We start from the raw sequence: 24,837 nt of genomic DNA on the forward strand, positions 1-24,837 counted from the left end.
TGGCCTGCGTCGAAAGTTTCAAGAAATTCGAGACGGCCTAACTGTTGTTGCCGCGCCTGATCAAAACCGACGGCAGCCGCCAACCGTTCGACGAAGAAAAACTCCGCGCCGGCATGCAACGCGCGCTGGAGAAACGTCCGGTGAGCGTCGAGCGCCTCGAATCCTCTCTGGTTCACATCAAGCACAAGCTGCGCGCCACCGGCGAGCGCGAGGTCAAATCCCTCGTGGTCGGCGAACTGGTGATGGCCGAGCTGCAAAAGCTCGATGAAGTGGCCTACATCCGTTTCGCTTCGGTGTACCGGCGCTTCCAGGACCTCAACGAGTTCCGTGAAGAGATCGACCGCCTCGCCCGCGAACCGGTGAAAGAATGACCAGCACCGCCGAGCAGGCGATCCTCGACGCCCACTTCATGGCACGCGCGCTGGAACTGGCGCGCAAAGGCCACTACACCACCCATCCCAATCCACGGGTTGGCTGCGTGATCGTGCGTGACGGGCAGATTGTCGGCGAAGGCTTTCACGAGCGCGCCGGCGAACCCCACGCCGAAGTCCATGCCCTGCGCGCAGCCGGTGAACGGGCCCGAGGCGCCACGGCTTACGTGACCCTTGAGCCGTGCAGCCACCATGGCCGCACGCCGCCGTGCGCCGATGCGCTGGTGACTGCCGGGGTTGCTCGGGTGGTCGCCGCGATGCGCGATCCGAATCCGCAGGTCGCCGGGCGTGGCTTGCAGCGTCTGGCTGATGCCGGGATCGCCACCGAAAGCGGCGTGCTCGAAGCCGAGGCGCGCCAGCTCAATCAAGGTTTCCTGAAACGCATGGAGCACGGCTTGCCGTTCGTGCGGGTCAAGTTGGCGATGAGTCTCGACGGTCGCACGGCGATGGGAAGTGGCGAGAGCCAGTGGATCACCGGCCCGGCCGCGCGTTCCGCCGTGCAGCGTTTGCGCGCGCAGGCGGCCGTGGTGCTGACCGGCGCCGACACCGTACTGGCCGACGGCGCGCGCCTGACCGTGCGCGCCGACGAACTGGGTCTGAATGCCGAACAAACCGCACTGGTCATGAGCCGTCCGCCGCTGCGGGTGCTGATCGACGGGCGCTTGCGAGTGCCGCTGGATGCGCCGTTCTTCAAGGCCGGCCCAGCGCTGGTCGCCACCTGCATGGCGGTCGAAGAGCAATACGCCAATGGCCCGGAATGCCTGATCGTGCCGGGTGACGACGGTCAGGTCGATCTGCATCAGTTGCTCATCGAACTGGCCAACCGTGGCGTCAACGAAGTGCTGGTCGAGGCCGGCCCGCGTCTGGCGGGTGCATTCGCTCAGCTCGGTCTGGTCGACGAGTTCGTGATCTTCATCGCCGGCAAGTTTCTCGGCTCCACGGCGCGGCCGCTGCTGGACTGGCCGCTGGCCTATATGAAGGACGCTCCCGAGCTGAAAATCACTGAAATCCGCGCGGTTGGCGATGACTGGCGAGTCACTGCGACGCCAGTCGTTTCGGCGAGCGTATAATTCCCGGCCATCGCCTTTGCGCTGGCTTCGTTCTCAAGGAGAACCCCATGTTTACCGGCATCATCGAATCCATCGGCAGTATCCGTGCACTGACCCCCAAGGGCGGTGATGTGCGGGTGCATGTCGAAACCGGCAAGCTCGACCTGAGCGACGTCAAACTCGGCGACAGCATCGCGGTCAACGGCGTGTGCCTGACGGCGGTTGAACTGCCGGGCAACGGCTTTGCCGCCGACGTCAGCCGCGAAACTCTCGACTGCACCGCGATGAATGACCTGAAAAGCGGCAGCCCGGTCAATCTGGAAAAAGCCCTGACCCCGACCACCCGTCTCGGTGGGCACCTGGTCAGCGGTCACGTCGACGGTGTCGGCGAAATCGTCTCGCGCAGCGACAATGCCCGCGCCGTCGAATTTCGCATCCGCGCGCCGAAAGAGCTGGCCAAGTACATCGCCCACAAAGGCTCGATCACTGTCGACGGCACCAGCCTGACCGTAAACGCGGTCGATGGCGCCGAATTCATGCTGACGATCATTCCGCACACCTTGAGCGAAACCATCATGGCTTCCTACAAGCCGGGCCGCCGGGTGAACCTGGAAGTCGATTTGCTGGCGCGTTATCTGGAGCGTCTGCTCCTCGGCGACAAGGCCGCAGAGCCGAGCGCTGGCGGCACGATCACTGAAAGCTTTCTGGCCGCCAACGGCTACCTCAAATCCTGACTGAAGGGGGTGCCTTGTGGCGCTCAATAGCATCGAAGAACTGGTTGAAGACATCCGCCAAGGCAAGATGGTCATCCTCATGGATGACGAAGACCGCGAGAACGAAGGCGACCTGATCATGGCCGCCGAATGCTGCAAGGCCGAGCACATCAACTTCATGGCCAAGCACGCCCGCGGCCTGATCTGCATGCCGATGAGCCGCGAGCGCTGCGAACTGTTGAAGCTGCCACTGATGGCGCCACGCAACGGTTCCGGTTTCGGTACCAAGTTCACCGTGTCGATCGAAGCCGCCGAAGGCGTCACCACCGGTATCTCTGCCGCCGACCGCGCGCGCACCGTGCAGGCGGCTGCGGCCAAGGACGCCAAGGCTGAAGACATCGTCAGCCCGGGCCACATCTTCCCGCTGATGGCCCAGGCCGGCGGTACGCTGGCCCGTGCCGGCCACACTGAAGCCGCCTGCGATCTGGCGCGCATGGCCGGTTTCGAGCCGAGCGGGGTGATCTGCGAAGTGATGAACGACGACGGCACCATGTCCCGTCGCGCCGAGCTGGAAGCGTTCGCAGCCGAACACAACATCAAGATCGGCACCATCGCCGACCTGATTCACTACCGGATGATCCACGAACGTACCGTTCAGCGGATTGCCGAACAGCCGCTGGACAGCGAACTGGGCCAATTCAACCTGGTGACCTATCGTGATTCGGTGGAAGGCGACGTGCACATGGCCCTGACGCTGGGCACCGTTTGCGCCGAAGAGCCGACCCTGGTTCGCGTGCACAACATGGACCCGCTGCGCGACCTGCTCATGGTCAAACAACCGGGCCGCTGGAGCCTGCGCGCCGCGATGGCCGCGGTGGCCGAGGCCGGCAGCGGTGTGGTGCTGTTGCTCGGTCACCCGCTCGATGGCGACGTGTTGCTGGCGCACATCCGCGAAACCGCTGATCAGGCGGCGGTGAAAAAACCGACCACCTACAGCATCGTCGGTGCCGGTTCGCAGATCCTGCGTGACCTCGGCGTGCGCAAAATGCGCCTGATGTCGGCGCCAATGAAATTTAATGCGATATCCGGTTTCGATCTGGAAGTTGTAGAATACGTGCCCTCCGAATAAGACGCCGGGTTTTGGCCTCGTTGTTCGCTCAAGGCATATTTGATTTATTGTGGCGAGGGAGCTTGCTCCCGCTGGGCTGCGCAGCGGCCCCTCTTGTGGGCGCTGCGCACCCAAGCGGGAGCAAGCTCCCTCGCCACAAAGATGTGCAAGTGAACACCGAGTGCGATTTCCGACGCTGTATTCGCGGTTCAAATATCACTGAGGGATGCGTACGAAACGCGTCCCGGCTCTTTAAGAGATCTGACGAATGACCCTGAAGACCATCGAAGGTACCTTCATCGCCCCCAAAGGCCGCTACGCTCTGGTAGTGGGCCGTTTCAACAGCTTCGTGGTTGAAAGCCTGGTCAGCGGTGCAGTTGATGCCCTGGTTCGCCACGGCGTGAGCGAAAGCGACATCACCATCATCCGCGCGCCTGGCGCCTTCGAAATCCCGCTGGTTGCGCAGAAAGTCGCCCAGAAAGGCGAGTTCGCAGCCATCATCGCCCTCGGCGCGGTCATTCGTGGCGGCACCCCGCACTTCGAATACGTGGCAGGCGAGTGCACCAAGGGCCTGGCCCAGGTCTCCATGGAATTCGGCGTACCGGTCGCGTTCGGCGTCCTGACCGTGGATTCCATCGAACAAGCCATCGAACGTTCCGGCACCAAGGCCGGCAACAAAGGTGCTGAAGCTGCCCTGTCCGCTCTGGAAATGGTCAGCCTGCTGGCGCAGTTGGAGGCCAAGTGATTAGCGACGATAGCGATCGTTTCAACCCGCGCGATCCGAAACCTGCGGATGCCGGCAAGCCATCGAAAAGCGTCAAGCGCCGCGAAGCCCGTCAGCTCGCGACTCAGGCCCTGTATCAATGGCACATGGCCAAGGCGTCGCTGAACGAGATCGAAGCGCAGTTCCGCGTTGATAACGATTTCACCGATGTCGATGGCGCTTACTTCCGCGAGATCCTGCACGGGGTTCCGCAGTTCAAGACTGAAATCGACACCGCGCTCAAGCCGTGCCTGGACATCGAAATCGAAGAGCTGGATCCGGTTGAACTGGCAGTTCTGCGCCTGTCCACCTGGGAACTGCTCAAGCGCGTCGACGTGCCATACCGCGTTGTGATCAACGAAGGCATCGAGCTGGCGAAAGTCTTCGGTTCGACCGACGGCCACAAGTTCGTCAACGGCGTACTCGACAAGCTGGCTCCGCGCCTGCGTGAAGCTGAAGTGAAGGCGTTCAAGCGCTGATCAGCGCTTGATATCGCAATGGGCGAGTTTGAGCTGATCCGCCATTTCTTCGCCGCCGCGCCTTGTGCGCAGGGCGGCGAGGGCGTTGTCCTGGGGATTGGCGATGACTGCGCCTTGCTGGCGGTTCCCCCCGGGGAACAGCTGGCGATCTCCACCGATACGCTGGTGGCCGGCGTGCATTTCGCCGATCCCTGCGATCCGTTTCTGCTCGGTCAGCGCTCGCTGGCCGTCGCGGTCAGCGACCTGGCCGCCATGGGCGCCACGCCCGTTGCCTTTACCCTTGCCCTGACTGTGCCGACGGTGACTGCCGATTGGCTGCAAGCCTATGCCCACGGTTTGAACCGCATGGCGCAGAGCTGCGGCGTCGCGCTGGTCGGCGGCGACACCACGCGCGGGCCTTTGAGCCTGACGGTCACGGTGTTCGGTCGGGTGCCGGCCGGGCAGGCCCTGACCCGCAGTGGCGCGCAACCTGGCGATCTGCTTTGTGTCGGCGGCGAGTTGGGCAATGCCGCCGGTGCCTTGCCGCTGGTGCTTGGTCAGCGCGAGGCCGCGGCGGATATCGCTCAGCCGTTGCTCGATCATTACTGGTCGCCCCAGCCGCAACTGGCCCTTGGTCAGGCACTGCGTGGCAAGGCCACTGCGGCGCTGGACATCTCCGACGGCCTGCTCGCCGATTGCGGGCATATCGCCCTGGCCTCGCAGGTTCGCCTCGAAGTTGAACGTGAGCGTGTACCGTTGTCCGATGCTTTAGTGGCGTTTCTCGGCCAGCGCGGTGCCGAGCGGGCGGCGTTGAGCGGCGGCGATGACTATGTGCTGGCGTTCACGCTACCGTCCGTCGAGTTGCCGGCGCTGCTGGCCGATGGTTGGCCGATCCATGTGATCGGGCGTGTGGAGCAGGGCCAGGGTGTGGTGCTGCTGGATCGCGAAGGACACGACATCACCCCGCAAATCCGGGGTTATCAACATTTTCAGGAGACACCGTGACAGATCACCCGAAACAGGTTCCGGCCGAATTCGTTCCGCCGTCGGTCTGGCGCAATCCCTGGCATTTCCTCGCGTTCGGCTTCGGTTCCGGCACCTTGCCGAAAGCGCCGGGCACGTGGGGTTCGTTAGTTGCGCTACCCTTTATCCCGTTGTGGCAGATGTTGCCCGACTGGGGTTACTGGCTGATGCTCGGAATCACCATGCTGTTCGGCTTCTGGCTGTGCGGCAAGGTCGCCGACGATCTGCGGGTGCACGACCACGAAGGCATCGTCTGGGACGAAATGGTCGGGATGTGGATCACCCTGTGGCTGGTGCCGGAAGGCTGGTACTGGTTGCTCGCGGGGTTTTTGGTGTTCCGCTTCTTCGACATTCTCAAGCCGTGGCCGATCCGCTGGATTGACCGGCATGTCCACGGTGGCGTCGGCATCATGCTCGACGACGTGCTGGCCGGTGTGTTTGCCTGGCTGGCGATGCAGGGGCTGGTGTGGATTTTCGCCTGACCCGGATCGTCAGGGTTAAGTGAGGAGACTAAGGATGGCTCGACGCTGGCTGGCGCTGGTGTTTCTGACCCTGCTGGGCACTGTCGCCAGTGCGCAGGAAGTTGCGTCGACGCCCGCGGTCATCCATCTGGCCAGCGAAGACTGGGAAGACTACACCGCCGCCGACGGCCATGGCCTGGGCTGGGACGTGCTGCGCAAGGTGTTCGAGCCGGCCGGGGTGAAACTCGACATCCGCACCGAGCCTTACACGCGCTCCGTGGGCCTGGCCGAGCGCGGCGAAGTCGATGCCTGCGTCGGTTCGTATAAAAACGAGGCCAGCGACCTGCTATACCCGCGCTGGAACTTCGACACCGATCACATCTATGCCCTGGGGCTGGCGAGCAACCCGTCACCGACCCCGGAAACCCTCGGCAGCTATCGTCTGGCCTGGGTGCGCGGTTACGACTATCAGGATTATTTGCCCAATGTGCGCAACTACAATGAAGTCGTGCGGCGCACCGGGATCCTGTCGATGCTCACCCATAATCGCGCCGACTATTACATCGATGCGCAAACCGAAATCGATTACGTGATCGGCCGGGCCAAGGATCCGACACAGTTTCGCAAGACCCACATCGCCGAATTGCCGCTGTACCTGTGCTTCGCCAACACGCCGCAAGCGCGCACGCTGATGGCGCTGTTCGACCGGCGCATGGAGCAGTTGGTGAAGAGTGGCGAGCTGAAGCCGATTTTCGAGCAGTGGCAGCAACCGTATCCATTCGAGCCGAACTGACGCGCCCCCTGTAGGAGCTGCGGCACGCTGCGATCTTTTGATCTTGATCTTGAAAAAACGGATCAACAGATCGCAGCCTCGTTTCACTCGACAGCTCCTACAGGGGCCGCTGTTCTCCGAGGAGTCATCAAACTTTTTGATCGTTATGCCCGACAATTCAGCCTAAGCGTCTGCAGGAACCTGCTGTTACAATGCCGGCCTGCGAATCTTCAGACTTTTTAGATCAGGAGCACACCGGTGCCTGTCGTTTTTGTCGCCGCTTCCAAGCTGCCAACGCCTTTTGCGCAATTCACCATGCACGGTTTTCTCGATGAAGCCACCGGCCGCGAGCACGTCGTGCTGAGCCTCGGTGAAATTGATGACGGTGCGCCGGTCCTCGGCCGGTTGCACTCCGAGTGCCTGACCGGTGACGCGCTGTTCAGCCAGCGCTGCGACTGCGGCTCGCAACTGGAAGCGGCGCTCAAGGCCATCGCCCGTGAAGGCCGTGGCGTGCTGCTCTACCTGCGCCAGGAAGGTCGCGGCATCGGTCTGCTGAACAAGATCCGTGCCTACGAGTTGCAGGACGGCGGCGCCGACACCGTTGAAGCCAACGAACGTCTGGGCTTTGCCGCCGATCAGCGTGACTACGCCATGTGCCTGCCGATGCTCGAGCATCTGGGCGTGAAGTCGTTGCGTCTGATGACCAACAACCCGCGCAAGGTCAAAGCCCTGACCGACATGAACATCGTCGTCGCCGAGCGCGTGCCGCTGCACACCGGCCACAACCCGCACAACAAACTGTACCTGGCGACCAAGGCCAGCAAGCTCGACCACATGATGGGTAACGAGCATCAGGGCGAGGTCGACCGCGCGTGACCCGCGGTCAGGTGCGTCGCCGTCTGGCGGTCGACTGGTGGAAGTATCTGGCGTTGGCGCTGCTGCCGCTGTTCGTGCTCAACGCACTGTTCGGCCAATATGAAGCGTTTCTGCCGGTACTGACCATGCCGATGTTCATTGCCGGCGTGGCCTCGATGTTTGTCAGCCTGAAGTTTTTCGGTGGCTACAAACACGCCCTGATCGCCACCCAGAAAGCCCTCGATACGCCTGCCGAACCGGCGGCGTGGATCGCGCTGGCGGCCCGTCGTCGTGTCGCGTTCCTCGCAGCATCGCTTCCGGCGTGGATCGGTGCGCTGGCGGTGTTTGTCGGCCTCGAAGCCGTACCGCTGATGTTGCTGGCGCTGTCCACGGCCGTGCTGTTCTACCTCTACCGTATCCCGCGTCAACTCGGCTGATGCGCCGTCTGTGGCTGGCGGTTCTGCTGCTGGCCTGCGCCAGCCCGGTGCTGGCGAGTCTGCGAGTGGTCAGTCTCGCGCCTTCTCTGTCTGAAATCGTTGTTGAGCTTGATTCGGCCGATCTGCTGGTCGGTGTTCTCGATGCCGGTGAGCGTCCGACTTCGCTCAAGGATGTTCCGTCAGTGGGGCGCTATGGTCAGTTGGACATGGAACGCCTGCTCAGCCTGAAGCCCGATTTGTTGCTGCTGTGGCCCGGCAGCGTCGGCCCGGCGCAACGCGATCAACTCAAACGCCTGAACATCCCGACATTCGTTGCTGAACCGCGCAGTCTCGAACAACTCTCTGCACAGATCGAAGCCATCGCCGCACGACTCGATCGGCCTGAGCGCGGGGTGAAACTGGCGGCGGATTTGCGCAAAAAACTCGATGACCTGCGCCAGCGCTATCGCCGGGATACGCCGCTGACAGTGTTCTATCAGGTCTGGGACAAGCCGTTGTACACCGTCGGTGGCGGGCAGATCATCAGCGATGCGCTCGAAGTCTGTGGCGCGCGCAATGTGTTTGCCGACCTGAGTTTGCCGGCGCCACAGGTGAGTATCGAAGCGGTGTTGCAGCGTGATCCACAGGTGATTCTGGCCGGTGAGCAGGCCCAGCTCGATGCGTGGAAAGCCTGGCCGCAGGTTGATGCGGTGAGGAGAGGGCAGTTGCTGTTGGTCACGGATAAAGGCCTGGAACGCCCGAGCGGGCAAATGATCGAGGCCACCGCCAAACTCTGCCAACTCATCCAGCCACACCGCTGACCCCTGTAGGAGCTGCCGAAGGCTGCGATCTTTTGATCTTGCTTTCGGCTGGCTTGGAGTCGCTGAGGATCAAGATCAAAAGATCGCAGCCTTCGGCAGCTCCTACAGTTGAAATCAGTGGATATCCGGGGTCCAGGTGACGCCAAACATCCACGCACGACCTTCCTCGCGATAGCCGTACTGGCTGCCGTCATAGCTGTACAACGCACGGCTGTAACCCTTGTCCAGCAGGTTATCGACCTTCAGATCCAGTTTGATCTCGCGGTTCAGCGCCCAGCTGCTGCGCAAGCCGACGGTACCGTAGCCACCCAGCGGCTGGGTGTTGTTCAGATCGTCGTAACTGCCGCTGACCAACTGCCAACTGGCCCCAAGCCCCAAACGATCGAACTGGCGATCCAGATCCCAACTGGCAGTACGCCGCGCACGACGGGCCAACGTGTGCCCTGTTTCGCGATCACGCGGGTCGATAATCGCCACACCAAGGTTGCTTTGCCAGCCGAACAGGTCCTGCTTCAGCGCCGCTTCAAAACCATTGATCCGTGCCGAAGCCACGTTCTCCGGGCGTGAGTTGCTGCCGAAGATGATCGCGTCTTGCAGATCAGTGCGGTAAATCGACGCTTCCAGGCGGCTGCTATCGCTCAACTGACTGCGCCATTGCAGCTCATAGCTTTTCGAGATTTCCGGTTTCAGATCCGGGTTACTGAAATCCGGGTAGTACAGGTCGTTGAAGGTCGGCGCGCGGAAGCCTTCGCTGTAGCTCAGCAGCAGATCGTTGTCCGGGTTCAGCGGTAAGGTGAAGGTGCCGCTCCAGGTGTTCTGGCTGCCGAACTGCTGGTTGTCGTCGTGACGCAGACCCAGTTCCGTGGAGAAACTGTCGGCCTGATAACGATGCTGGATGAACGCGGCGCGATTCCAGCGGCTGTCTTCGTTGAATGCGGTGCTGCTGTTGACCCGGTCTTCATACCAGTCGCCGCCGAGGATCAGGCTGTTACGTGCATCCAGGCTCAGGTCGTTCTGCCAGGTCACCGAGTCGCGATAGGTGTTGAACACCGTGCGCTCGTCGCTGAGCTTGTCGAAGGTTTTTTCGCGGTTCTCGGTATGACCGAGTTCGACGCGGGTTTTCCAGGTTTCGTTGACCCGCGCATCGACGTAGCTGCTGACACTGCTGACGTTGAAGTCGCTGTAGGGCTGCTGCTGCACCGACTCGAAAGTGGTCGTGTCGAAGCGGCCGAACGGGTTATCGAACTCGCTTTTGCCACGGTTATCCAACAGGTTGGCGCCGACCTCGACGTCGTCGGTCAGCGCATGGCTGAGACTCAGGCTGACGGATTTATTGCGATAGGCATCGTGATCGCTGTCGCTCGGGTACGACTCGTGGGTACGGTCGATACCGGCGGTGTCATCGAGGCTGGCGCCAAGGTTGAAGCGGGTCTTCTCGTCGCCACCGGACAGGCCGAGGCTGCGTTCCCAGGTCTGGTTGCTGCCGAAGCCGACGTGCAAGCGCGGCTGCAGGCCTTGCTCGGTGCCGCGCCGAGTGAAGATCTGAATCACCCCGCCAATCGCATCGCTGCCGTAAATCACCGAGCGCGAACCGCGCAGCACTTCCACGCGCTCGATCTGGTCGATGTTCAGGTGCTGCAGGTTGCTGTCGCCGGAGGTCGAACTGCCGATGCGCTGGCCATCGACCAGTACCAGACTCTGCGCCGACTGCGTGCCGCGAATGTAGATCCCCGGCAGACTGCCGCGTCCGCTAGCCTGCGCCACTTGTACGCCCGGTACCCGTTGCAGCAGGTCGGTGACGCTGCCCGGTTGCAGGCGGTCGATGTCTTCGCGGGTGAACACAGTGTTGGCCGCGCTGCTGTCGTTGCGTGCTTCGACCTGGCGGTTGGCGCTGATCAGCGTGTCGGGCAGCTTCAGCGCTTCGTCGCGTTCGAAGGTGTCGGCGAGGGCATTGGTGGCTGGCAGCAGGAGGAGGGGCAGGGCGAGGCGCGAGAGGTTCATCGGTATTCCGTTGGTATTTCTGGTGTGCACAAAATTTCTAGCGACACAAAACACTGTGGGAGCGGGCTTGCCCGCGATGGCGTCGGTACATCCAACATCAATGTTGACTGGGCCGACCTCATCGCGGGCAAGCCCGCTCCCACAGGGATGGTGATTACTTGTTAAGCAGAGTCAGGCGCTCACACACCGCCGCTTCGATTCCCGCTTCATCCAGCCCGCACTCGGCCAGCATCTGCGCCGGTTTGGCGTGCTCGACGTAAATGTCCGGCAAGCCCAGGTGCAGCATCGACTTGAGGATATTCTCGCGCGCCAGGAATTCGCTGACCGCGCCACCGGCGCCGCCCATGATCGCGTTCTCTTCGATGGTCACCAGCAACTCGTGGCTACCGGCGATCTCGCGCACCAGCGCTTCATCCAGCGGCTTGACGAAACGCATGTCGACCACGGTCGCATCCAGCTTCTCGGCGACTTTCAGCGCTTCGGTCAGTTGCACGCCGAACACCAGCAGGGCGACTTTGCTGCCCTGACGACGGACGATGCCCTTGCCGATTTCGATCGGTTCGAGATCCTTGTCGATGGTCGCGTTCGGGCCGGTGCCGCGCGGGTAGCGCACCGCCGCCGGGCCGTTGTACAGGTGGCCGGTGGTGAGCATCTTGCGCAATTCGTTTTCATCGCTCGGGGTCATGATGACCATGCCCGGGATGCAGCGCAGGTACGACAGGTCGAAGCTGCCGGCGTGGGTCGGGCCGTCTTCGCCCACCAGACCGGCGCGGTCGATGGCGAACAGCACGTCGAGGTTCTGCACCGCGACGTCGTGCACCAACTGGTCGTAGCCGCGTTGCAGGAACGTCGAGTAGATCGCCACCACCGGTTTGGCGCCTTCGCAGGCCATGCCGGCGGCGAACGTCACGGCGTGCTGTTCGGCAATCGCCACGTCAAAGTAGCGCAGCGGGAAGCGTTCGCTGAACGCCACCAGGTCCGAGCCTTCCTTCATCGCCGGGGTGATGCCCACCAAGCGCGGGTCAGCTGCCGCCATGTCGCACAACCATTCGCCGAACACCGCCGAGTATTTCGGCCCGCTGGCCTTTTTTGGCGCAGTGGCCGGGGCATCGAGCGGTTCGAGCTTGGTGATGGCGTGGTAACCGATCGGGTCGACTTCCGCCGGGGCGAAGCCTTTGCCTTTCTTGGTGACGATGTGCAGGAACTGCGGGCCCTTCAGATCGCGCATGTTGCGCAGGGTGGCGATCAGGGTCGGCAGGTCGTGGCCGTCGATCGGGCCGATGTAGTTCCAGCCCAGCTCTTCAAACAGGGTGCCGGGAACCAGCATGCCCTTGGCGTATTCTTCGGTGCGACGGGCGATTTCCCAGGCGCCGGGCAGGCGCGACAGGACTTTCTTGCTGCCTTCACGCATGCTCGCGTAAGTGCGGCTGGAAAGAATCTTCGCCAGATAATTGGACAGGCCACCGACGTTGCGCGAGATCGACATGTCGTTGTCGTTGAGGATCACCAGCATGTTGGCGTTGACTTCCGGCGCGTGGTTCAGCGCCTCGAAGGCCATGCCGGCGGTCAGCGCGCCATCACCGATCACCGCAATCGCCTTGCGATCGCTGTCTTGCAGGCGGGCGGCAATTGCCATGCCCAGCGCGGCGCTGATCGAGGTGCTGGAGTGGCCGACGCCAAAGGTGTCGTACTCGCTCTCGGCGCGACGCGGGAAGGCAGCGATGCCGTCCTTCTGGCGCAGGGTTTCCATGCGCTGGCGACGACCGGTGAGGATCTTGTGCGGATACGCCTGATGACCGACGTCCCACACCAGCCGGTCATCCGGGGTGTCGAAGACGTAATGCAACGCGATGGTCAGCTCGATGACGCCCACGCCGGCACCGAAATGCCCACCGGTCTGGCCGACCGTGTCGAGCAATTCCAGGCGCAACTCATCGGCCAGGGTTTCCAGCTCGGCTTCGCCTAACCGGCGCAGGCCGTCCGGCGTGTTCGCGCGGTCGAGCAGGGGCGTGGTCGGGCGCTTGCGGGGAATCTCATGAAACGTCGTGGGCATCAGGCGAATCGTTATAGGTATAAAAGATGCGGCAGTTTACCTGATGCATCGCCCCCTGCCCACGCGTTGGTCTTTTTTGGCAGGTTGGCGTTCAGTTGCGCCGCTCGACGATATACCGGGCCAGATCGCGCAAAGGCTCGGCTGCCGCGTCAAACGGTCGCAGCGCGTGCAGCGCCTGATCGCGCAGTTCCAGCGCATAGACCTTGGCCGCGTCCAGCCCCAGCAGGGCCGGGTAGGTTGGCTTGTCGCGGGCGATGTCGGCGCCCTGGCGCTTGCCGAGGGTTTCGGTATCGCTTTCGACGTCGAGAATGTCGTCCTGCACCTGAAAGGCCAGACCGATGGCCTGTGCATAAGTCTGCAGGGCCTTGAGCTCATTCTGCTCGGCACGGCCGCTGGCCAGGGCGCCGAGCTTGACGCTGACTTCGATCAACGCGCCGGTCTTGTGCCGGTGCATTTGCTCCAGCGCTTGCTGATCCAGCTTCAGGCCGACCGAGCCGAGGTCGATGGCCTGACCGCCGACCATGCCTGCCGGGCCGGCCGCGTGCGCCAGCGCCGTGACCTGTTGCAGACGGATGTCAGCGTCGAGGTTGCTCAGACGCGGGTCGAGCAGGGCGCTGAAGGCCAGGCTCTGCAAGCCGTCACCGGCGAGAATCGCGCAGGCTTCGTCGAATTTCTTGTGGGTGGTGGGCTGGCCGCGACGCAGATCGTCGTCGTCCATCGCCGGCAAATCGTCGTGCACCAGAGAATAAGCGTGGATCAGCTCAACCGCGCAGGCCGCGCCGTTGGCTTGCTCAGCCTTGCCGCCCAGCGCTTCGCACGCGGCGTAGGCCAGCAGCGGACGCACGCGTTTGCCGCCGATCATCACGCTGTAGTGCATCGCCTCATACAGGCGCGACAACTCTGGCAGCGGCGCCTTGAAGAGCATTTCCAGCGCCGCATTGACCCGCGCCTGGCTGGTCGCCGAATACGCTGCAATCATTCTGGCTGTTCCGCGTCGAAGGGTTCCTCGGCGAGTTCGCCATCGCGCTCCAGCAGCACTTGCACCTTCTGCTCGGCCTGGGCCAGCGCCGCCTGGCAGTCACGGGTCAGACCGATGCCCTGCTCGAAAGCGGTCAGCGAGTCTTCCAGCGACAATTCACCGTTCTCCAGACGCTCGACCAGTGTTTGCAGGTCGGCGAGGGACTGTTCGAAATCCAGTGCAGCTTTTTTGCGGGCCATGGCGGCGATTTCCGGTTGACGTTAAACCGGCGCGACACTAGCAGATAGGGGGTTTATGGGCAAATGAGCCTCCCCGGACGACCTCATTTTACTGTGGCGAGGGAGCTTGCTCCCGCTGGGTTGCGCAGCAACCCCAAAACTCGCCATCGCAGTTATTCAGGCAGATTGCATTGACCGGTTTGGGCCTGCTGCGCAGTCCAGCGGGAGCAAGCTCCCTCGCCACAGTATTTGTGATGACTCATGAAGGCTGGAGCTTATTCGGCTCATTTTGTGAGCCGAATAACGCTTCTATTCGGCTCACGCCCAACACCCCTGCGTGATTCTCGCCGCAAATCCAGATGTATCCGATTGTTAAAAAACTGCCGAATCGCTAATCTTCGCGCCTTCTACGACCCGCTAGTCACGGGGTCTTTCAGACGAAACGCAGTTTCCACCGCTGTGAAGTACCGAGGATCGGGTGCAAGGTTTCGTTCAGGCATGGCAGGAGGCATTACATGCGTTCATTTCTTTGGCTGCTGATCGGCTTGGCCTGCGCGCCTGCGCTGTGGGCGGCGCCGACTGCCGAGCTGTCTGAGCCATCCGGTGGCTGGCGTTACAACGGTCTGCTCGACCGCAGTGAAAATCCGCAAGTCGCTTACCCCACGCCGCCGATCGATCGCGGCATTCAGCGCAATCGCACGATGATTCAGGGCCAGCTCAAGGCCATCGGCAATCAGCGCGGGCCGCACACCCTGGCGGTCAACGGTAATCCATTGAATCTGTACACCGACGATGACGGGCGGTTCGCCCGGCCGTATGCGTTCGGCGCCGGCTCCAACAGTGTCGAAGTGCGCAGCGCCGAGGGGCAGTCGCTCAAGCGCGTGCAGTTCTATGAAGCGAATAACCTGCGCACCCCGGCGAAGATCCGTGTGGTGCTCGGCTGGGACGATCCCAAGGCCGAACTCGACCTGCACATCATTACCCCGGACGGCCAGCATGCGTTTTTCGCCCACACGGCGCTGACCAACGGCGGCGGTCTGGACCCGGACGGTGTCGATGGCCCCGGCCCGGAAATGTTCACCATGACCGCGCCGCTGCATGGCACCTATCTGGTTTACGTCAACTATTGGGGCAACTTCGGCGACGGCGGCTATAACTTCGAGGAGGCCAGCAATCAGAACGAGGTCATCACCTCGCAAATCACGCTGGTGCTCAACGAAAACACGGTCGACGAAAAACGCGAAACATTCATCGTGCCCCTGCGGGCGATCGGTGATCTGCTGCTGGTCAAGACTTTCAACTATTAAGCATCCCGCTCCACGGATGAACTTCGGGTTTTGTGAACATGAGTGATAACGCTGCTTCTCCGGTCGTCCCGACACCTGCCGGCCAACCTTCCCGGCGCTGGCCAGCGCTGCTGATCGGCCTGGTCCTGGTGGCCGGGGTGGCCGGTGGTCTCGGCTGGCTGCTGCACAAGCCCAAGGTGCCGGCGGCGGCATTGGCCAGTGACAAACTCGGCCTGAGTCGTCCGGATGCGCTGCTGGAAACCCGCTCCCTGAGCCAGTTGCCCAAGGACCTGCTGACGGTGCCGTTTCTCAAGGCCACGCTCACCGAAGATTTCGTCTTCTATTACGAAACCCACGCCGACCGCCTGGGGCTGATCGGCAGCCTGCGGCGGATCATCTACGAACACGACCTGAAGCTGCAGGACAGCCTGATCGAGCAGCTTTTCGATCAACCGGCCGACGTCGCGCTGTGGCGTGGCGCCGATGGCCGGCTCAAGGATTTCCTGCTGGTGATGGACCGCGGTGGATTGGCGAAGCTTCTGGAGCCATTGGCGAAAGTCGCGCTGGATGATTCGCAGCTCAGCGTCTTCGGCAGCCTCAAGGTTGGCAGCGACGAAGTACCGCTGTACCAGCTCAGCTACAACGCCAGCAAATCGCTGCTGTTCGCGTCGCGCGGCGACAAGCTGGTGGTGCTGTCCAACCCGAACAAGTATTACGACCCGGCCAACGGTGAATCGGAAGAGTCCGGACACGTCTCGCCGCAGGCGCTGGCCGCGCTGCTCAACGGCGACAAACTGTTCGCCGAGGCTTTCGGTCTGCCCGCGAAGGCGCCGGAAATCAAACAGCGTCTGTCGGTCAATTCCAGCGTCCTTGCGATGGGCTATCAGCGCTTCATCCCGAACTTCGCCGGGCTGCGTTTCGACATGGACGACAAGGGCTGGCACAGCTACCTGGCCATGGATGAACTGGATAACCAGCCGGACTTCGATTTCAAACCGGTGTGGCAAGCCATGCCGCTGGGCGCCAGTGCCTGCGTGACCCTGCCGGTGGCGGCCGAACCGCAGAAACCGCTGCTGGTGAAACTCGGTGCCGACGAAGCGGTGGCGCAGAAGCTCACCGAGCACGTGGCCGGCGCGGCGGGCCTGTGCTGGTACGCCGATTCGCGGTTGTACACGCCGTTGCTGGTCGCCAGCCTGAAGGATGAGGACAGCAGCAAGCTCGATGGCGACCTGGGCACGCTGTTCGGTTCGATGGTGGGCGCCTACGAGACGAATGTCGACGAGCACGCGTTCCCGGTGGTCGAGAAACAGGAAGGCCAGAGCCATGTCTGGCAGCGTCAGGTCAGCTCCAATTTCGGCCCGTACGCCGCCAAGACTGCCGAGAATCCGGATGCGATCAGCGGTAAAGCGTTCATGAAAGTCAGCCTCGCCCGCCACGGTTCGACGCTGCTGTTTTCCCTCGACGACAAACTGGTCGACAAGGCCCTCGGTACTCTCGACAAACGCTTTCCGCCGATGGCCGACGTGCTGCCCAAAGACGTGTTGATGCCGATCTACTTCGGCCCGGATTCGATGGCGCAACTGATGCAGCAGGAAACCCTCGACAGCCTGCCGCAGGACATGGAGCCGGTGTTCTACAACGCCGCGCAAACCTACCTGATCCCGAAACTGCGCACCCTTGGTGGCTACGGCAAATACGCGCTGACCCTGCCCGAAGGCAGCGAGCCTGACGGCCACTGGCAATGGCTGCCGCTGGAATGGAAAGCGCTGTGACGGCATTGATCCGCAGCCTCGGCTTGCTCGCGCTGCTGCTCAGCGCCGGTGCCCGAGCGGTTGAAGCACCGGCGCTGGATCCGGCGCAGTCCCAGGTGTTCCGCGCCTGGTTCGTGCGCATCGCTCAGGAGCAACTGAGCCAGGGCCCGAGCCCGCGCTGGTATCAGCAGGACTGCGCAGGCCTTGTGCGTTTCGCCGCCAACGAAGCGCTGAAAATCCACGACGACAAATGGCTGCGCAGCAATGGCCTGTCCAATCGCTACCTGCCGCCGGAGCTGACGCTCAGCGACGAGCAGCGCAAGCTCGCCCGGCAATGGCAGCAGGGCGGCGGCAAGGTCGGGCCGTACGTCAACGCGATCAAACTGATTCAGTTCAACAGCCATCTGGTCAGCCGCGACGTGTCCCAGGCACGCCCCGGCGACCTGATGTTTTTCGATCAGGGCGACGACCAGCACCTGATGATCTGGATGGGCCGCTACATCGCCTATCACACCGGCACCACCACCCCCACTGACAACGGCATGCGTTCGGCAAGCCTGCAGCAACTCATGACATGGAAGGACACCCGATGGATACCCGACGCAGCCAACCCCAACTTCATCGGCGTCTATCGACTGAACTTTCTCTCCCAATGACCGGTGCCCGCATGCTGCGACTCTGCGCTCGAATTCCTCTGCTGCTGGCGCTGTTGCTGCCACTGGCGACCGTCAACGCTGAAGATTCGGTGGAGCCGAGCGGCTACACGCCGGTCTCTGGTGAAAGCTTCTTCCTGCTGGCCGACAGCAGTTTCGCCGCCGACGAGCAGGCGATGGTGCGTCTCGAAGCACCCGGTCGCGACTACCGCCGCTTCCGCATGGAACCCTATGGCGGTGCCGACATTCGCGTATACCGCATCGACAAACCGCTGGATTTCCTCAAGCGCCAAAAGAACCTGCACCGCGTGGTCAGCGACGGTCAATTCAAGGGCGAAGGCCTGTCCAACACCCTCGCGTACCTGTGGGACAACTGGTACCGCAAATCGCGGCGGGTGATGCAGCGTGCGTTCTCCTACGAGTCGCGCAAGCAGGTCACCGAAGAAGTGCCGGAACTGAAGATGGGCAACGCCATCGCCGCGCCGACGCCGTACGACGCGCAACCGCAATTCGCCTTGATCCCGGGCCTGCCGGTGGTCAGTCAGTTCCGTTATCCGCTGTGGCAGGCCAAACCGATCCAGCCGCCGGCCGGGGTCAATCTGGCCGGGTCTTCCAGCGAGTTCGTCAGCGTTGCACCGGGTAATGTGTACATCCCGTTGGGCAACCTCAAACCGGGCCTGTACCTGGTCGAAGCGCTGATCGGCAAGTACCGCGCGACCACCATGGTGTTCGTCTCCAACACCGTGGCGGTGAGCAAGATTGCCGGCGATGAACTGCTGGTCTGGGCCGCGCGCAAACACCAAGGCAGTTCTGTGCCGAAGGTCAATGTGCTGTGGACCGACGGCCTCGGCGTGATGAGCAGCGGCGCCACCGATGCCGATGGTTTGCTGCGCCTGAAACACGTCAGCCCCGAGCGCTCGTTCGTGATCGGCGAGGACGAAGAGGGCGGGGTGTTCGTCTCGGAAAACTTCTATTACGACAGCGAAATCTACGACACCAAACTCTACGCATTCACCGACCGGCCGCTGTATCGCCCGGGGGATTGGGTGTCGCTGAAAATCGTCGGTCGCGAGTTCAAGAATGCGCGGGATTCGGTATTGCCGGGCGCTGCTGACGTCAACGTCAGCGTGCTTGATGCCACCGGCACCGAGCTGCAGCGCCTCGACCTGAAACTCGATTCCAAGGCTGGCACTCAGGGCCGTTTCCAGTTGCCGGACAACGCCGTGGCCGGTGGTTACGAGATCCGCTTCAACTACAAGGATCAGGCCTACAGCAGCGCCTTCCGCGTCGCTGAGTACATCAAGCCGCACTTCGAGATTTCGCTGAACCTGGCCAAGCAGGATTACCGCACCGGTGAGCCGGTGAAGGGCAGTCTGGTGCTGCTGTACCCGGACGGCAAACCGGTGGCCAACGCCAAACTGAGCCTGAGCCTGCGCGCCCAGCAACTGTCGATGGTCGACAACGAGCTGCAATACCTCGGGCAATTCCCGGTGGAGTTGACCAGCACCGAACTGACCACCGACAGCAAGGGCAACGCGACCCTCGACCTGCCGGCCGCCGACAAACCGAGCCGCTACATGCTCACCGTGTTTGCCAGCGACGGCGCGGCGTATCGGGTCAAGACCACCAAGGAAATCCTCATCGACCGTGGCGCTGCAAGCTTCCGTCTGAGCGCGCCGCAACGTTTCAGCGCGGTCAACGACAAAGTCGCGTTCAGGTACGCCAACGAGGGCGGCAGCGAGCAGAGCAAAGCCGTGACCCCGAGCAGCTACAGCTGGGTGCGTCTGGAAGACCAGAGCACCGGCGAAGGCAAACTGGCGGCGACGGACAAGGGCTTCAGCATTGCCTTCGAACGTCCGGGTACTTACAACCTGACGCTGAAGGATCAGCACGGTCGCGTCCTCGGCGCCACCGGCCATTCGGTCACCGGTGACGGTGTCAAAGCGGTGCCGGGCACTGTGGAAATCGTCCTCGACAAGCCCGAGTACAAGGCTGGCGATGAAGCACTGGCGCTGATCACCTTCCCGGAGCCAGTCAGCGATGCACTGCTGTCGCTGGAGCGCGATAAGGTCGAAGCCACCGCGCTGCTGGCCAAGGGCGGCGACTGGCTGAAACTGGAAAAACTCAGCGACACCCAATACCGCGCGCGCATTCCGGTGAAGGACAATTTCGCGCCGAACCTGACCTTCTCCGTGCTGTACACCAAAGGCGGGCAGTACAGCTTCCAGAACGCCGGGATCAAGGTGATTGCGCCCCAAATCGATGTGGCGATCAGCACCGACAAAGCGGTGTATCAGCCGGGCGATACCGTTACCGTTGACCTGACCACGCAGTTCGCCGGCAAAGCGGTGCCGGCACATCTGACCGTCAGCGTCGTCGACGAAATGGTCTATGCGCTGCAACCGGAAGTCGCGCCGACCATTGACCAGTTCTTCTACCACCCACGGCGCAACAACGTGCGCACCAGCGCCAGCCTGGCGTTCATCAGTTACGACGTGGCGCTGCCGGGCAGCCCCGGCGCGCCGGGCAAGGCCAACCGCAGCGAGCGTGGGGTGAAAGTGTTGGAGCGTCCGCGTCGTGAAGACGTCGACACCGCCGCGTGGCAGCCAGAGTTGTTGACCGGTGCTGACGGCAAAACCCGCTTCACCTTCAAGATGCCGGACTCGCTGACCCGCTGGCGCATCACTGCGCGGGCCATTGCCGATGACGGCCAGGTCGGGCAGAAGAAGCAGTTCGTCCGTTCGGAAAAACCGCTGTACCTGAAGTGGAGCGGGCCGAGCAAATTCCGCAAAGGCGATCAGCCGCAACTCGGCGTATTCGCTTTCAGTCAGGCCGAAAAACCGGTCAAGGCTGAACTGGTCACCCATTACGCGGGCGCCGAACAACGCCTGCCAGTAACCCTGAACAACGGCATCAACTACGTGCCGCTGCCAGCGTTCGCCCTGGCCTCGGGTGAGTGGACTGCCGAGCTGGTGCAGGATGGTAAAACCGCGGACTCTCTCGCTGCGCGCCTGAGCGCCACCGGCGACGGCTGGCAAGTGACGCAAACCCAGAGCATCGACGTCGCCAGCGGCGATACCCCGTTGAGTCTGCCGGCCGACGCCACCGACATTCGCCTGCGTCTGGATGACAGCCCGCAAGCGCTGTTCCGTTCCGCGCTCGATGATCTGCTGAGCTACCCGTACGGTGGCGTCGAGCAGACTGCCAGCCGTTTGCTGCCGCTGAGCATCGCCTATCCGTCGCTGGCGTCGAACCCGCAGATCCGCGATCGTCTGCGCCTGATCATGCAGAACAGCCGCTTGCGTCTGGTGCAGATGGCCGGGCCGTCGGCGAGTTTCACCTGGTGGGGTTTCGACGGTGAGCCGGATGCATTCCTGACCGCTTACGCCTACTACGCCGACTGGAACGCCAGTCAGGTGCTGGAACTGACCTTGCCGCCGGAGCATTGGCAGCGAGTGCTGGAGGTCTACGCCAAGCAAGCGCCGAACACGCCGTTACTGCAGCGGGCGCTGATCCTGTCGTTCGCCAAACAGATGCATTTGCCGGTGAACACCTTGCTCAGCGGTTTGATGGACGATTTGGCCAAGGCCGGTGAGGGCAATGCCGAAACCCTGATGGACGATGGCGAAGACAGTCTGGTGATGAGCGACCCGGATTCGGCGCTCGGTCTGGCGGCAGCGCGGGTGTTGACTGCGGCGCTGGCGACCCAGTCGAAAGTCGCGTTGCCGGACGCATTCAACCGTCAGGTCGGCGCTGCGCAACAGCGTCTGGCGGTCAGTTCGCAGCCGTTTGCCGAAGCGCTGAACCTGTCGCTGCAACCGTTCGATCAGACTCGCGCGACGGCGTTGCTGCAACGTCTGCTGCCACAGCAATCGACCCTCGAACGCGCCCTGGCGCTGAGCTGGTTGCAACGCAGCATCGCTCAGGCGTCGCCGACCATCGCGCTGCTGCCGGGTGAAGGCTGGAAGAAAAACTACGGCGCGACCGGTGAAATGTTCTGGACCTGGCAGGGTGCGACACCGGTGCCGAGCGTGTTGTCGGTGTCCGGCATTCAGGAGCGTCCGCTGCGGGCGGCGTTGAGCTTCCAGACCCAGCAACCGGCCGTCGATCCAATGGCCGTGACCATCACCCGGCGCCTGTCGCGACTGGTGCCGGGCGACGAAGCGTTCACCTTCAAACTGGAACCGGTCGGCAACAAACCGCTGTCCAGCGATAGCCTGTACCTGGACGAAGTGATTATCACCAGCAAGGCACCGAAACCGCTGCGCTACGGCATGCTCGAAGTGCCGTTGCCACCGGGCGCCGATGTCGAGCGCACCACTTGGGGCATCAAGTTGCAGGGCAAGGACGGCACTGAACCGACCGCGCTGGAGAAGGCGCGCTTCGAGCCGGGGCAACTGGCCTACGCGGTGCCGGTGGATGCGCTGAGCGGCGAATTGCGTCTGCGCCATCTGGTGCGTTTCTCGCAGAAGGGTCAGTTCAACCTGCCGCCGGTGCGTTTCACTCAGGTGTACGCGCCGCAGCATCAGGCCCAGGAAGCGAAAGCCGCCCTCGGTCAGGTCACGGTCAACTGACATGAACCGGCCGCTGCTGTGGCTGCTGATGTGTGTGATGCCTGCGCTGGCGACGGCGCAGGATGAGCCGTTGCGGCTGGCGTACAAGGGCGAGTTGCTGGCGTTGAATCACACGCAACTGATCGCTCGCGAGCCATTGCCGCCGACGCTGGATACGCCGCTGGGCAGTCTGTGGAAATTGTTCGTGTATGCGTGGCTGGTAGATACCGGTGCGCGCGAGCCGGCGTACGAATGTCGCGGGCAGTCGAAGGAGGAGGTTTATTGCTGCTCGGCGGGTGGCAGGATCGAGCGTGATCAGGCGTTGGTCAAATCCTGCGGCTTGTACTTCGAGCCGGCGCGGTTGGGCATTGCTGCTGCCGATTGGCGCACGTATTGGCAGGCGCGGCAGGCGCCGTCGTGGTTGCTGGATTTGCCAACCGTGCAACCGGCCACGCGGGTTTCCGTGGTTGACTTGCTGAAGGTGTTGTCGGTGCTGCCGGCGCAAGAGCAGATGCGCCGCGTGTTGCTTGACGTCGTGCTGAACGCGGCGGACGGCAATGTCGTCGGTGAGCTGGGCGGGCGCCTGCGGGTGAAAACCTGGAGCTGGCTCGGTGATCAGGATCCGCAGTCGCGGCAGGGCGGGTTTGCCGGATGGACGGCGGACGGCTCGCCGATCTGGGCCGGTGGGCGCGGCACCAGTCAGATGGTCTTGCGCCATTACGGCCAAGCACTGGCGACGGTGTTGCCTTCTTCCTGGCCGGCGGAAGCAGGGCGTTGTGTCGAGGTCGAACTGTTCTCGCGTTATCCGCTGTCGCGTGTTCTGGCGGGGGATCGGGTGGTGACTTCCGGCTCGTTGCAGGGCGACTACCGCGTCGAATTCGCCAACGGCAATGCGCTGGATATCCACAGCGCCGGGGAACTGTTTCTGCTCAACGGCAAACTCGTTGCACGGCTCGATCGCGAAGAATACGTCGCCCGTGTGCTTGAGCGCGAAGCCAAACCTGAACCCGCCGAAGCTGCCAAGGCACTGGCCGTGGCGATCCGCACCTATCTGTTGCAAAACGCCACGCGCAACGGCGATTGCCTGAGCATCGACGACAGCAGCAACCGTCAGCGCGTCGCCCCACGCCCGGCCTCCGCCGAGTCGCGCGCCATCGCCGCATGGACAGCGGATCTGGTGCTGGCCGGCAGCACCGTCACCTATCACTCCGATCAACCCGGCCCGGACAAACTGGCCTGGCAACAAGCCGTCGAGCAGGCCAACGCCGGCCAGCGCTACGACGCGATTCTGCTGCACGCCTATCCGCGCGCCAGCCTCAGCCGTTGGGACAACCCGGTTGCTTCCTGCGAAGCACTGCCCGCCGCACAGGACTGGCTGCAAAAGCAGCGTCGCGGCTGGCGTCCGACGCTGGAAAGCGAAACCGGCTACAACGAAGTCAGCTCGTTCGCCGTGTGCAAACTGGCGTTCGGCCGCCCGTTTGTCGATCGCGAACGCCAGCGCATTTATGTGCGCGGCGTGCTGACTTTGCAGGATCGCCTCGACCTGACTCACGAATACCTGCACCTGGCCTTTGAAGCACATCCCAATGGCCAGGATGAAACCTACATCGAAGGGCTCGCCCGTCACCTCTTGCTGGAATAGACCATGACACTCCGTTATCCACAGGTCTTGCTGTTGCTCTGCGCGTTCAATGCATGGCCGATGGCAATGGCCGCTGACAGCGTCAAACTCGACACCCCGGTCGGCGGCTGGCGCACCGGCGCGCCCGAGGGCGAAGGCGAGAACTTCCGCCAGACCGTCAACTACCCGGCCTCTTCGGTCAACACCCCGGTCGGCCAGGCCAACACCGCGCGCATCAGCGGCGAAATCAAAGCCACCCCCAAGAGCAAGGATCCCGGCCGGCTGATCGTCAACGGTGTCAGCATGCCGCTGAAAATCGACGACAGTGGCCGCTTCGACCGCCCGTTCTCCTTCCCTAACGGTAGCAACAGCGTCGAAGTGCGCAGCCCCGACGGCCAGCAACGCCACCGCACGCAGTTCCTCAACGCCAGCGGCGGCGCCACCCCGGCCAAACTGCGCGTGCTGTTGGCCTGGGACAGCGACGGCACCGACCTCGACCTGCACCTGATCACCCCTGATGGCGCGCACATCTGGTACGGCGACCGCGTCGCACCCAATGGCGCCGCACTCGACGTCGACGTCACCACCGGCTACGGCCCGGAAATCTTTGCCATGCCGGCACCGATCAAGGGCCAGTATCTGGTGTATGTGAACTACTTCGGCGGTGGTTATCGCGGTGATGATGAAGGCGGGGAGGAGGCGGTGCAGCCGCTGACCACGGCGCAGGTGACGGTGATTACCGAGGAAGGCACGCCAAGCGAGAAGATGGAGACGTTTGTGGTGCCGATGCGGGCGGTGGGTGAACTGACGTTGGTGAAGTCGTTCAGCTATCCCTGAGCAGCAGCCTGCTCA

At 62.8% G+C, this 24,837-nt stretch carries 22 protein-coding genes, 1 tRNA gene and 1 pseudogene; 18 read left to right on the forward strand and 6 right to left on the reverse strand.

Going from position 1 to position 24,837, the window contains the following annotated elements; translation table 11 throughout:
• From nrdR to ACIP8I_RS17650, 12 genes and pseudogenes are all read left to right on the forward strand, one after another.
• A pseudogene (nrdR, locus tag ACIP8I_RS17595) lies at positions 1-371 on the forward strand (transcriptional regulator NrdR); the annotation flags it as partial.
• Positions 368-1,501, forward strand: coding sequence for a bifunctional diaminohydroxyphosphoribosylaminopyrimidine deaminase/5-amino-6-(5-phosphoribosylamino)uracil reductase RibD (gene ribD / locus ACIP8I_RS17600; RefSeq protein WP_400762690.1), 1,134 nt, complete (start codon positions 368-370; stop codon positions 1,499-1,501). The pseudogene nrdR and the gene ribD, both read left to right, overlap by 4 nt.
• A 47-nt stretch (positions 1,502-1,548) precedes the next feature.
• On the forward strand, positions 1,549-2,214 hold the full coding sequence (locus tag ACIP8I_RS17605) for a riboflavin synthase (protein ID WP_400762692.1): 666 nt from the start codon (positions 1,549-1,551) through the stop codon (positions 2,212-2,214).
• A gap of 16 nt (positions 2,215-2,230) precedes the next feature.
• A complete protein-coding gene (gene ribBA, locus ACIP8I_RS17610) occupies positions 2,231-3,322 on the forward strand; it encodes a bifunctional 3,4-dihydroxy-2-butanone-4-phosphate synthase/GTP cyclohydrolase II (RefSeq protein WP_007966103.1) in 1,092 nt (363 codons plus the stop codon).
• 247 nt (positions 3,323-3,569) lie between these two features.
• Positions 3,570-4,046: a 6,7-dimethyl-8-ribityllumazine synthase gene (ribE, locus tag ACIP8I_RS17615; RefSeq protein WP_003228649.1), complete on the forward strand. Its 477-nt coding sequence runs from the start codon at positions 3,570-3,572 to the stop codon at positions 4,044-4,046.
• Positions 4,043-4,543, forward strand: coding sequence for a transcription antitermination factor NusB (nusB, locus tag ACIP8I_RS17620; protein WP_123588845.1), 501 nt, complete (start codon positions 4,043-4,045; stop codon positions 4,541-4,543). The genes ribE and nusB overlap by 4 nt, the downstream gene beginning before the upstream one ends.
• 18 nt (positions 4,544-4,561) lie before the next feature.
• Positions 4,562-5,527, forward strand: coding sequence for a thiamine-phosphate kinase (gene thiL / locus ACIP8I_RS17625; RefSeq protein WP_400762695.1), 966 nt, complete (start codon positions 4,562-4,564; stop codon positions 5,525-5,527).
• The gene (locus tag ACIP8I_RS17630; RefSeq protein WP_007910933.1) at positions 5,524-6,027 is read left to right on the forward strand and encodes a phosphatidylglycerophosphatase A; all 504 of its coding nucleotides are present in this window, start codon (positions 5,524-5,526) and stop codon (positions 6,025-6,027) included. The genes thiL and ACIP8I_RS17630 overlap by 4 nt, the downstream gene beginning before the upstream one ends.
• A gap of 34 nt (positions 6,028-6,061) precedes the next feature.
• A complete protein-coding gene (locus ACIP8I_RS17635) occupies positions 6,062-6,799 on the forward strand; it encodes a substrate-binding periplasmic protein (protein ID WP_400762697.1) in 738 nt (245 codons plus the stop codon).
• Positions 6,800-7,036: 237 nt separating this feature from the next.
• Complete coding sequence (gene ribA, locus ACIP8I_RS17640) at positions 7,037-7,654, forward strand: GTP cyclohydrolase II (RefSeq protein ID WP_007968177.1); 618 nt, start codon at positions 7,037-7,039, stop codon at positions 7,652-7,654.
• Positions 7,651-8,070, forward strand: coding sequence for a hypothetical protein (locus ACIP8I_RS17645; RefSeq protein WP_007968175.1), 420 nt, complete (start codon positions 7,651-7,653; stop codon positions 8,068-8,070). Before ribA ends, ACIP8I_RS17645 begins: the two co-directional genes overlap by 4 nt.
• Positions 8,070-8,870 carry a cobalamin-binding protein gene (locus ACIP8I_RS17650; protein WP_400762699.1) on the forward strand — a complete coding sequence of 267 codons (801 nt, stop codon included), beginning with the start codon at positions 8,070-8,072 and terminating at the stop codon, positions 8,868-8,870. Before ACIP8I_RS17645 ends, ACIP8I_RS17650 begins: the two co-directional genes overlap by 1 nt.
• A 114-nt stretch (positions 8,871-8,984) precedes the next feature.
• Here the strand turns inward: ACIP8I_RS17650 and ACIP8I_RS17655 are convergent, their stop codons facing one another.
• The 4 genes from ACIP8I_RS17655 to ACIP8I_RS17670 all read right to left on the reverse strand — a co-directional run bounded on the left by ACIP8I_RS17655 (position 8,985) and on the right by ACIP8I_RS17670 (position 14,142).
• A complete protein-coding gene (locus tag ACIP8I_RS17655) occupies positions 8,985-10,871 on the reverse strand; it encodes a TonB-dependent receptor domain-containing protein (RefSeq protein ID WP_400762701.1) in 1,887 nt (628 codons plus the stop codon).
• Between the two features lie 154 nt (positions 10,872-11,025).
• On the reverse strand, positions 11,026-12,924 hold the full coding sequence (gene dxs / locus ACIP8I_RS17660; RefSeq protein ID WP_400762703.1) for a 1-deoxy-D-xylulose-5-phosphate synthase: 1,899 nt from the start codon (positions 12,922-12,924) through the stop codon (positions 11,026-11,028).
• A gap of 91 nt (positions 12,925-13,015) precedes the next feature.
• Entirely contained in the window at positions 13,016-13,903 is an 888-nt protein-coding gene (gene ispA, locus ACIP8I_RS17665) for a (2E,6E)-farnesyl diphosphate synthase (RefSeq protein WP_400762705.1), read from the reverse strand.
• Positions 13,900-14,142, reverse strand: coding sequence for an exodeoxyribonuclease VII small subunit (locus ACIP8I_RS17670; protein WP_003228627.1), 243 nt, complete (start codon positions 14,140-14,142; stop codon positions 13,900-13,902). The genes ispA and ACIP8I_RS17670 overlap by 4 nt, the downstream gene beginning before the upstream one ends.
• A gap of 494 nt (positions 14,143-14,636) precedes the next feature.
• On the opposite strand from ACIP8I_RS17670, the gene ACIP8I_RS17675 reads away from it, so the two are divergent.
• Complete coding sequence (locus ACIP8I_RS17675) at positions 14,637-15,428, forward strand: YfaP family protein (protein ID WP_135296650.1); 792 nt, start codon at positions 14,637-14,639, stop codon at positions 15,426-15,428.
• Here the strand turns inward: ACIP8I_RS17675 and ACIP8I_RS17680 are convergent.
• On the reverse strand, positions 15,425-15,859 hold the full coding sequence (locus ACIP8I_RS17680) for a hypothetical protein (protein WP_400762707.1): 435 nt from the start codon (positions 15,857-15,859) through the stop codon (positions 15,425-15,427). The two genes, ACIP8I_RS17675 and ACIP8I_RS17680, sit on opposite strands and share 4 nt — an antisense overlap.
• Positions 15,860-15,947: 88 nt before the next feature.
• Positions 15,948-16,054, reverse strand: a tRNA-OTHER gene (locus ACIP8I_RS17685).
• 39 nt (positions 16,055-16,093) lie between these two features.
• Here ACIP8I_RS17685 and ACIP8I_RS17690 point away from each other — a divergent pair.
• Genes ACIP8I_RS17690 through ACIP8I_RS17710 form a run of 5 tightly spaced genes read left to right on the forward strand, consistent with a single transcriptional unit; the run spans position 16,094 to position 24,822 of the window.
• On the forward strand, positions 16,094-17,179 hold the full coding sequence (locus ACIP8I_RS17690; protein ID WP_400762709.1) for a DUF2138 family protein: 1,086 nt from the start codon (positions 16,094-16,096) through the stop codon (positions 17,177-17,179).
• A complete protein-coding gene (locus tag ACIP8I_RS17695) occupies positions 17,164-17,814 on the forward strand; it encodes a DUF1175 domain-containing protein (protein WP_400762749.1) in 651 nt (216 codons plus the stop codon). The genes ACIP8I_RS17690 and ACIP8I_RS17695 overlap by 16 nt, the downstream gene beginning before the upstream one ends.
• Positions 17,811-22,385 (forward strand): alpha-2-macroglobulin family protein, encoded by a 4,575-nt coding sequence (locus tag ACIP8I_RS17700; protein ID WP_400762711.1) that lies wholly within the window; start codon positions 17,811-17,813, stop codon positions 22,383-22,385. The genes ACIP8I_RS17695 and ACIP8I_RS17700 overlap by 4 nt, the downstream gene beginning before the upstream one ends.
• A 1-nt stretch (position 22,386) precedes the next feature.
• Positions 22,387-24,006 carry a DUF2300 domain-containing protein gene (locus tag ACIP8I_RS17705; protein WP_400762713.1) on the forward strand — a complete coding sequence of 540 codons (1,620 nt, stop codon included), beginning with the start codon at positions 22,387-22,389 and terminating at the stop codon, positions 24,004-24,006.
• Positions 24,007-24,009: 3 nt separating this feature from the next.
• The gene (locus ACIP8I_RS17710) at positions 24,010-24,822 is read left to right on the forward strand and encodes a YfaP family protein (protein ID WP_400762714.1); all 813 of its coding nucleotides are present in this window, start codon (positions 24,010-24,012) and stop codon (positions 24,820-24,822) included.
• The last annotated feature ends 15 nt before the right edge of the window (positions 24,823-24,837 follow it).

Source organism: Pseudomonas sp. NPDC088414 (assembly GCF_044753325.1).
Classification (GTDB): Bacteria; Pseudomonadota; Gammaproteobacteria; order Pseudomonadales; family Pseudomonadaceae; genus Aquipseudomonas.

Coding starts and splice junctions, on each gene's coding strand:
- ACIP8I_RS17700 (WP_400762711.1), top strand. CDS start 17,811: ATGACCGGTGCCCGCATGCTGCGACTCTGCGCTCGAATTCCTCTGCTG.
- ACIP8I_RS17675 (WP_135296650.1), top strand. CDS start 14,637: ATGCGTTCATTTCTTTGGCTGCTGATCGGCTTGGCCTGCGCGCCTGCG.
- ACIP8I_RS17710 (WP_400762714.1), top strand. CDS start 24,010: ATGACACTCCGTTATCCACAGGTCTTGCTGTTGCTCTGCGCGTTCAAT.
- ribE (WP_003228649.1), top strand. CDS start 3,570: ATGACCCTGAAGACCATCGAAGGTACCTTCATCGCCCCCAAAGGCCGC.
- ACIP8I_RS17605 (WP_400762692.1), top strand. CDS start 1,549: ATGTTTACCGGCATCATCGAATCCATCGGCAGTATCCGTGCACTGACC.
- ACIP8I_RS17695 (WP_400762749.1), top strand. CDS start 17,164: ATGGAAAGCGCTGTGACGGCATTGATCCGCAGCCTCGGCTTGCTCGCG.
- ribD (WP_400762690.1), top strand. CDS start 368: ATGACCAGCACCGCCGAGCAGGCGATCCTCGACGCCCACTTCATGGCA.
- ispA (WP_400762705.1), bottom strand. CDS start 13,903: ATGATTGCAGCGTATTCGGCGACCAGCCAGGCGCGGGTCAATGCGGCG.
- ACIP8I_RS17705 (WP_400762713.1), top strand. CDS start 22,387: ATGAACCGGCCGCTGCTGTGGCTGCTGATGTGTGTGATGCCTGCGCTG.
- ACIP8I_RS17670 (WP_003228627.1), bottom strand. CDS start 14,142: ATGGCCCGCAAAAAAGCTGCACTGGATTTCGAACAGTCCCTCGCCGAC.
- thiL (WP_400762695.1), top strand. CDS start 4,562: ATGGGCGAGTTTGAGCTGATCCGCCATTTCTTCGCCGCCGCGCCTTGT.
- ACIP8I_RS17635 (WP_400762697.1), top strand. CDS start 6,062: ATGGCTCGACGCTGGCTGGCGCTGGTGTTTCTGACCCTGCTGGGCACT.
- ACIP8I_RS17650 (WP_400762699.1), top strand. CDS start 8,070: ATGCGCCGTCTGTGGCTGGCGGTTCTGCTGCTGGCCTGCGCCAGCCCG.
- ACIP8I_RS17655 (WP_400762701.1), bottom strand. CDS start 10,871: ATGAACCTCTCGCGCCTCGCCCTGCCCCTCCTCCTGCTGCCAGCCACC.
- dxs (WP_400762703.1), bottom strand. CDS start 12,924: ATGCCCACGACGTTTCATGAGATTCCCCGCAAGCGCCCGACCACGCCC.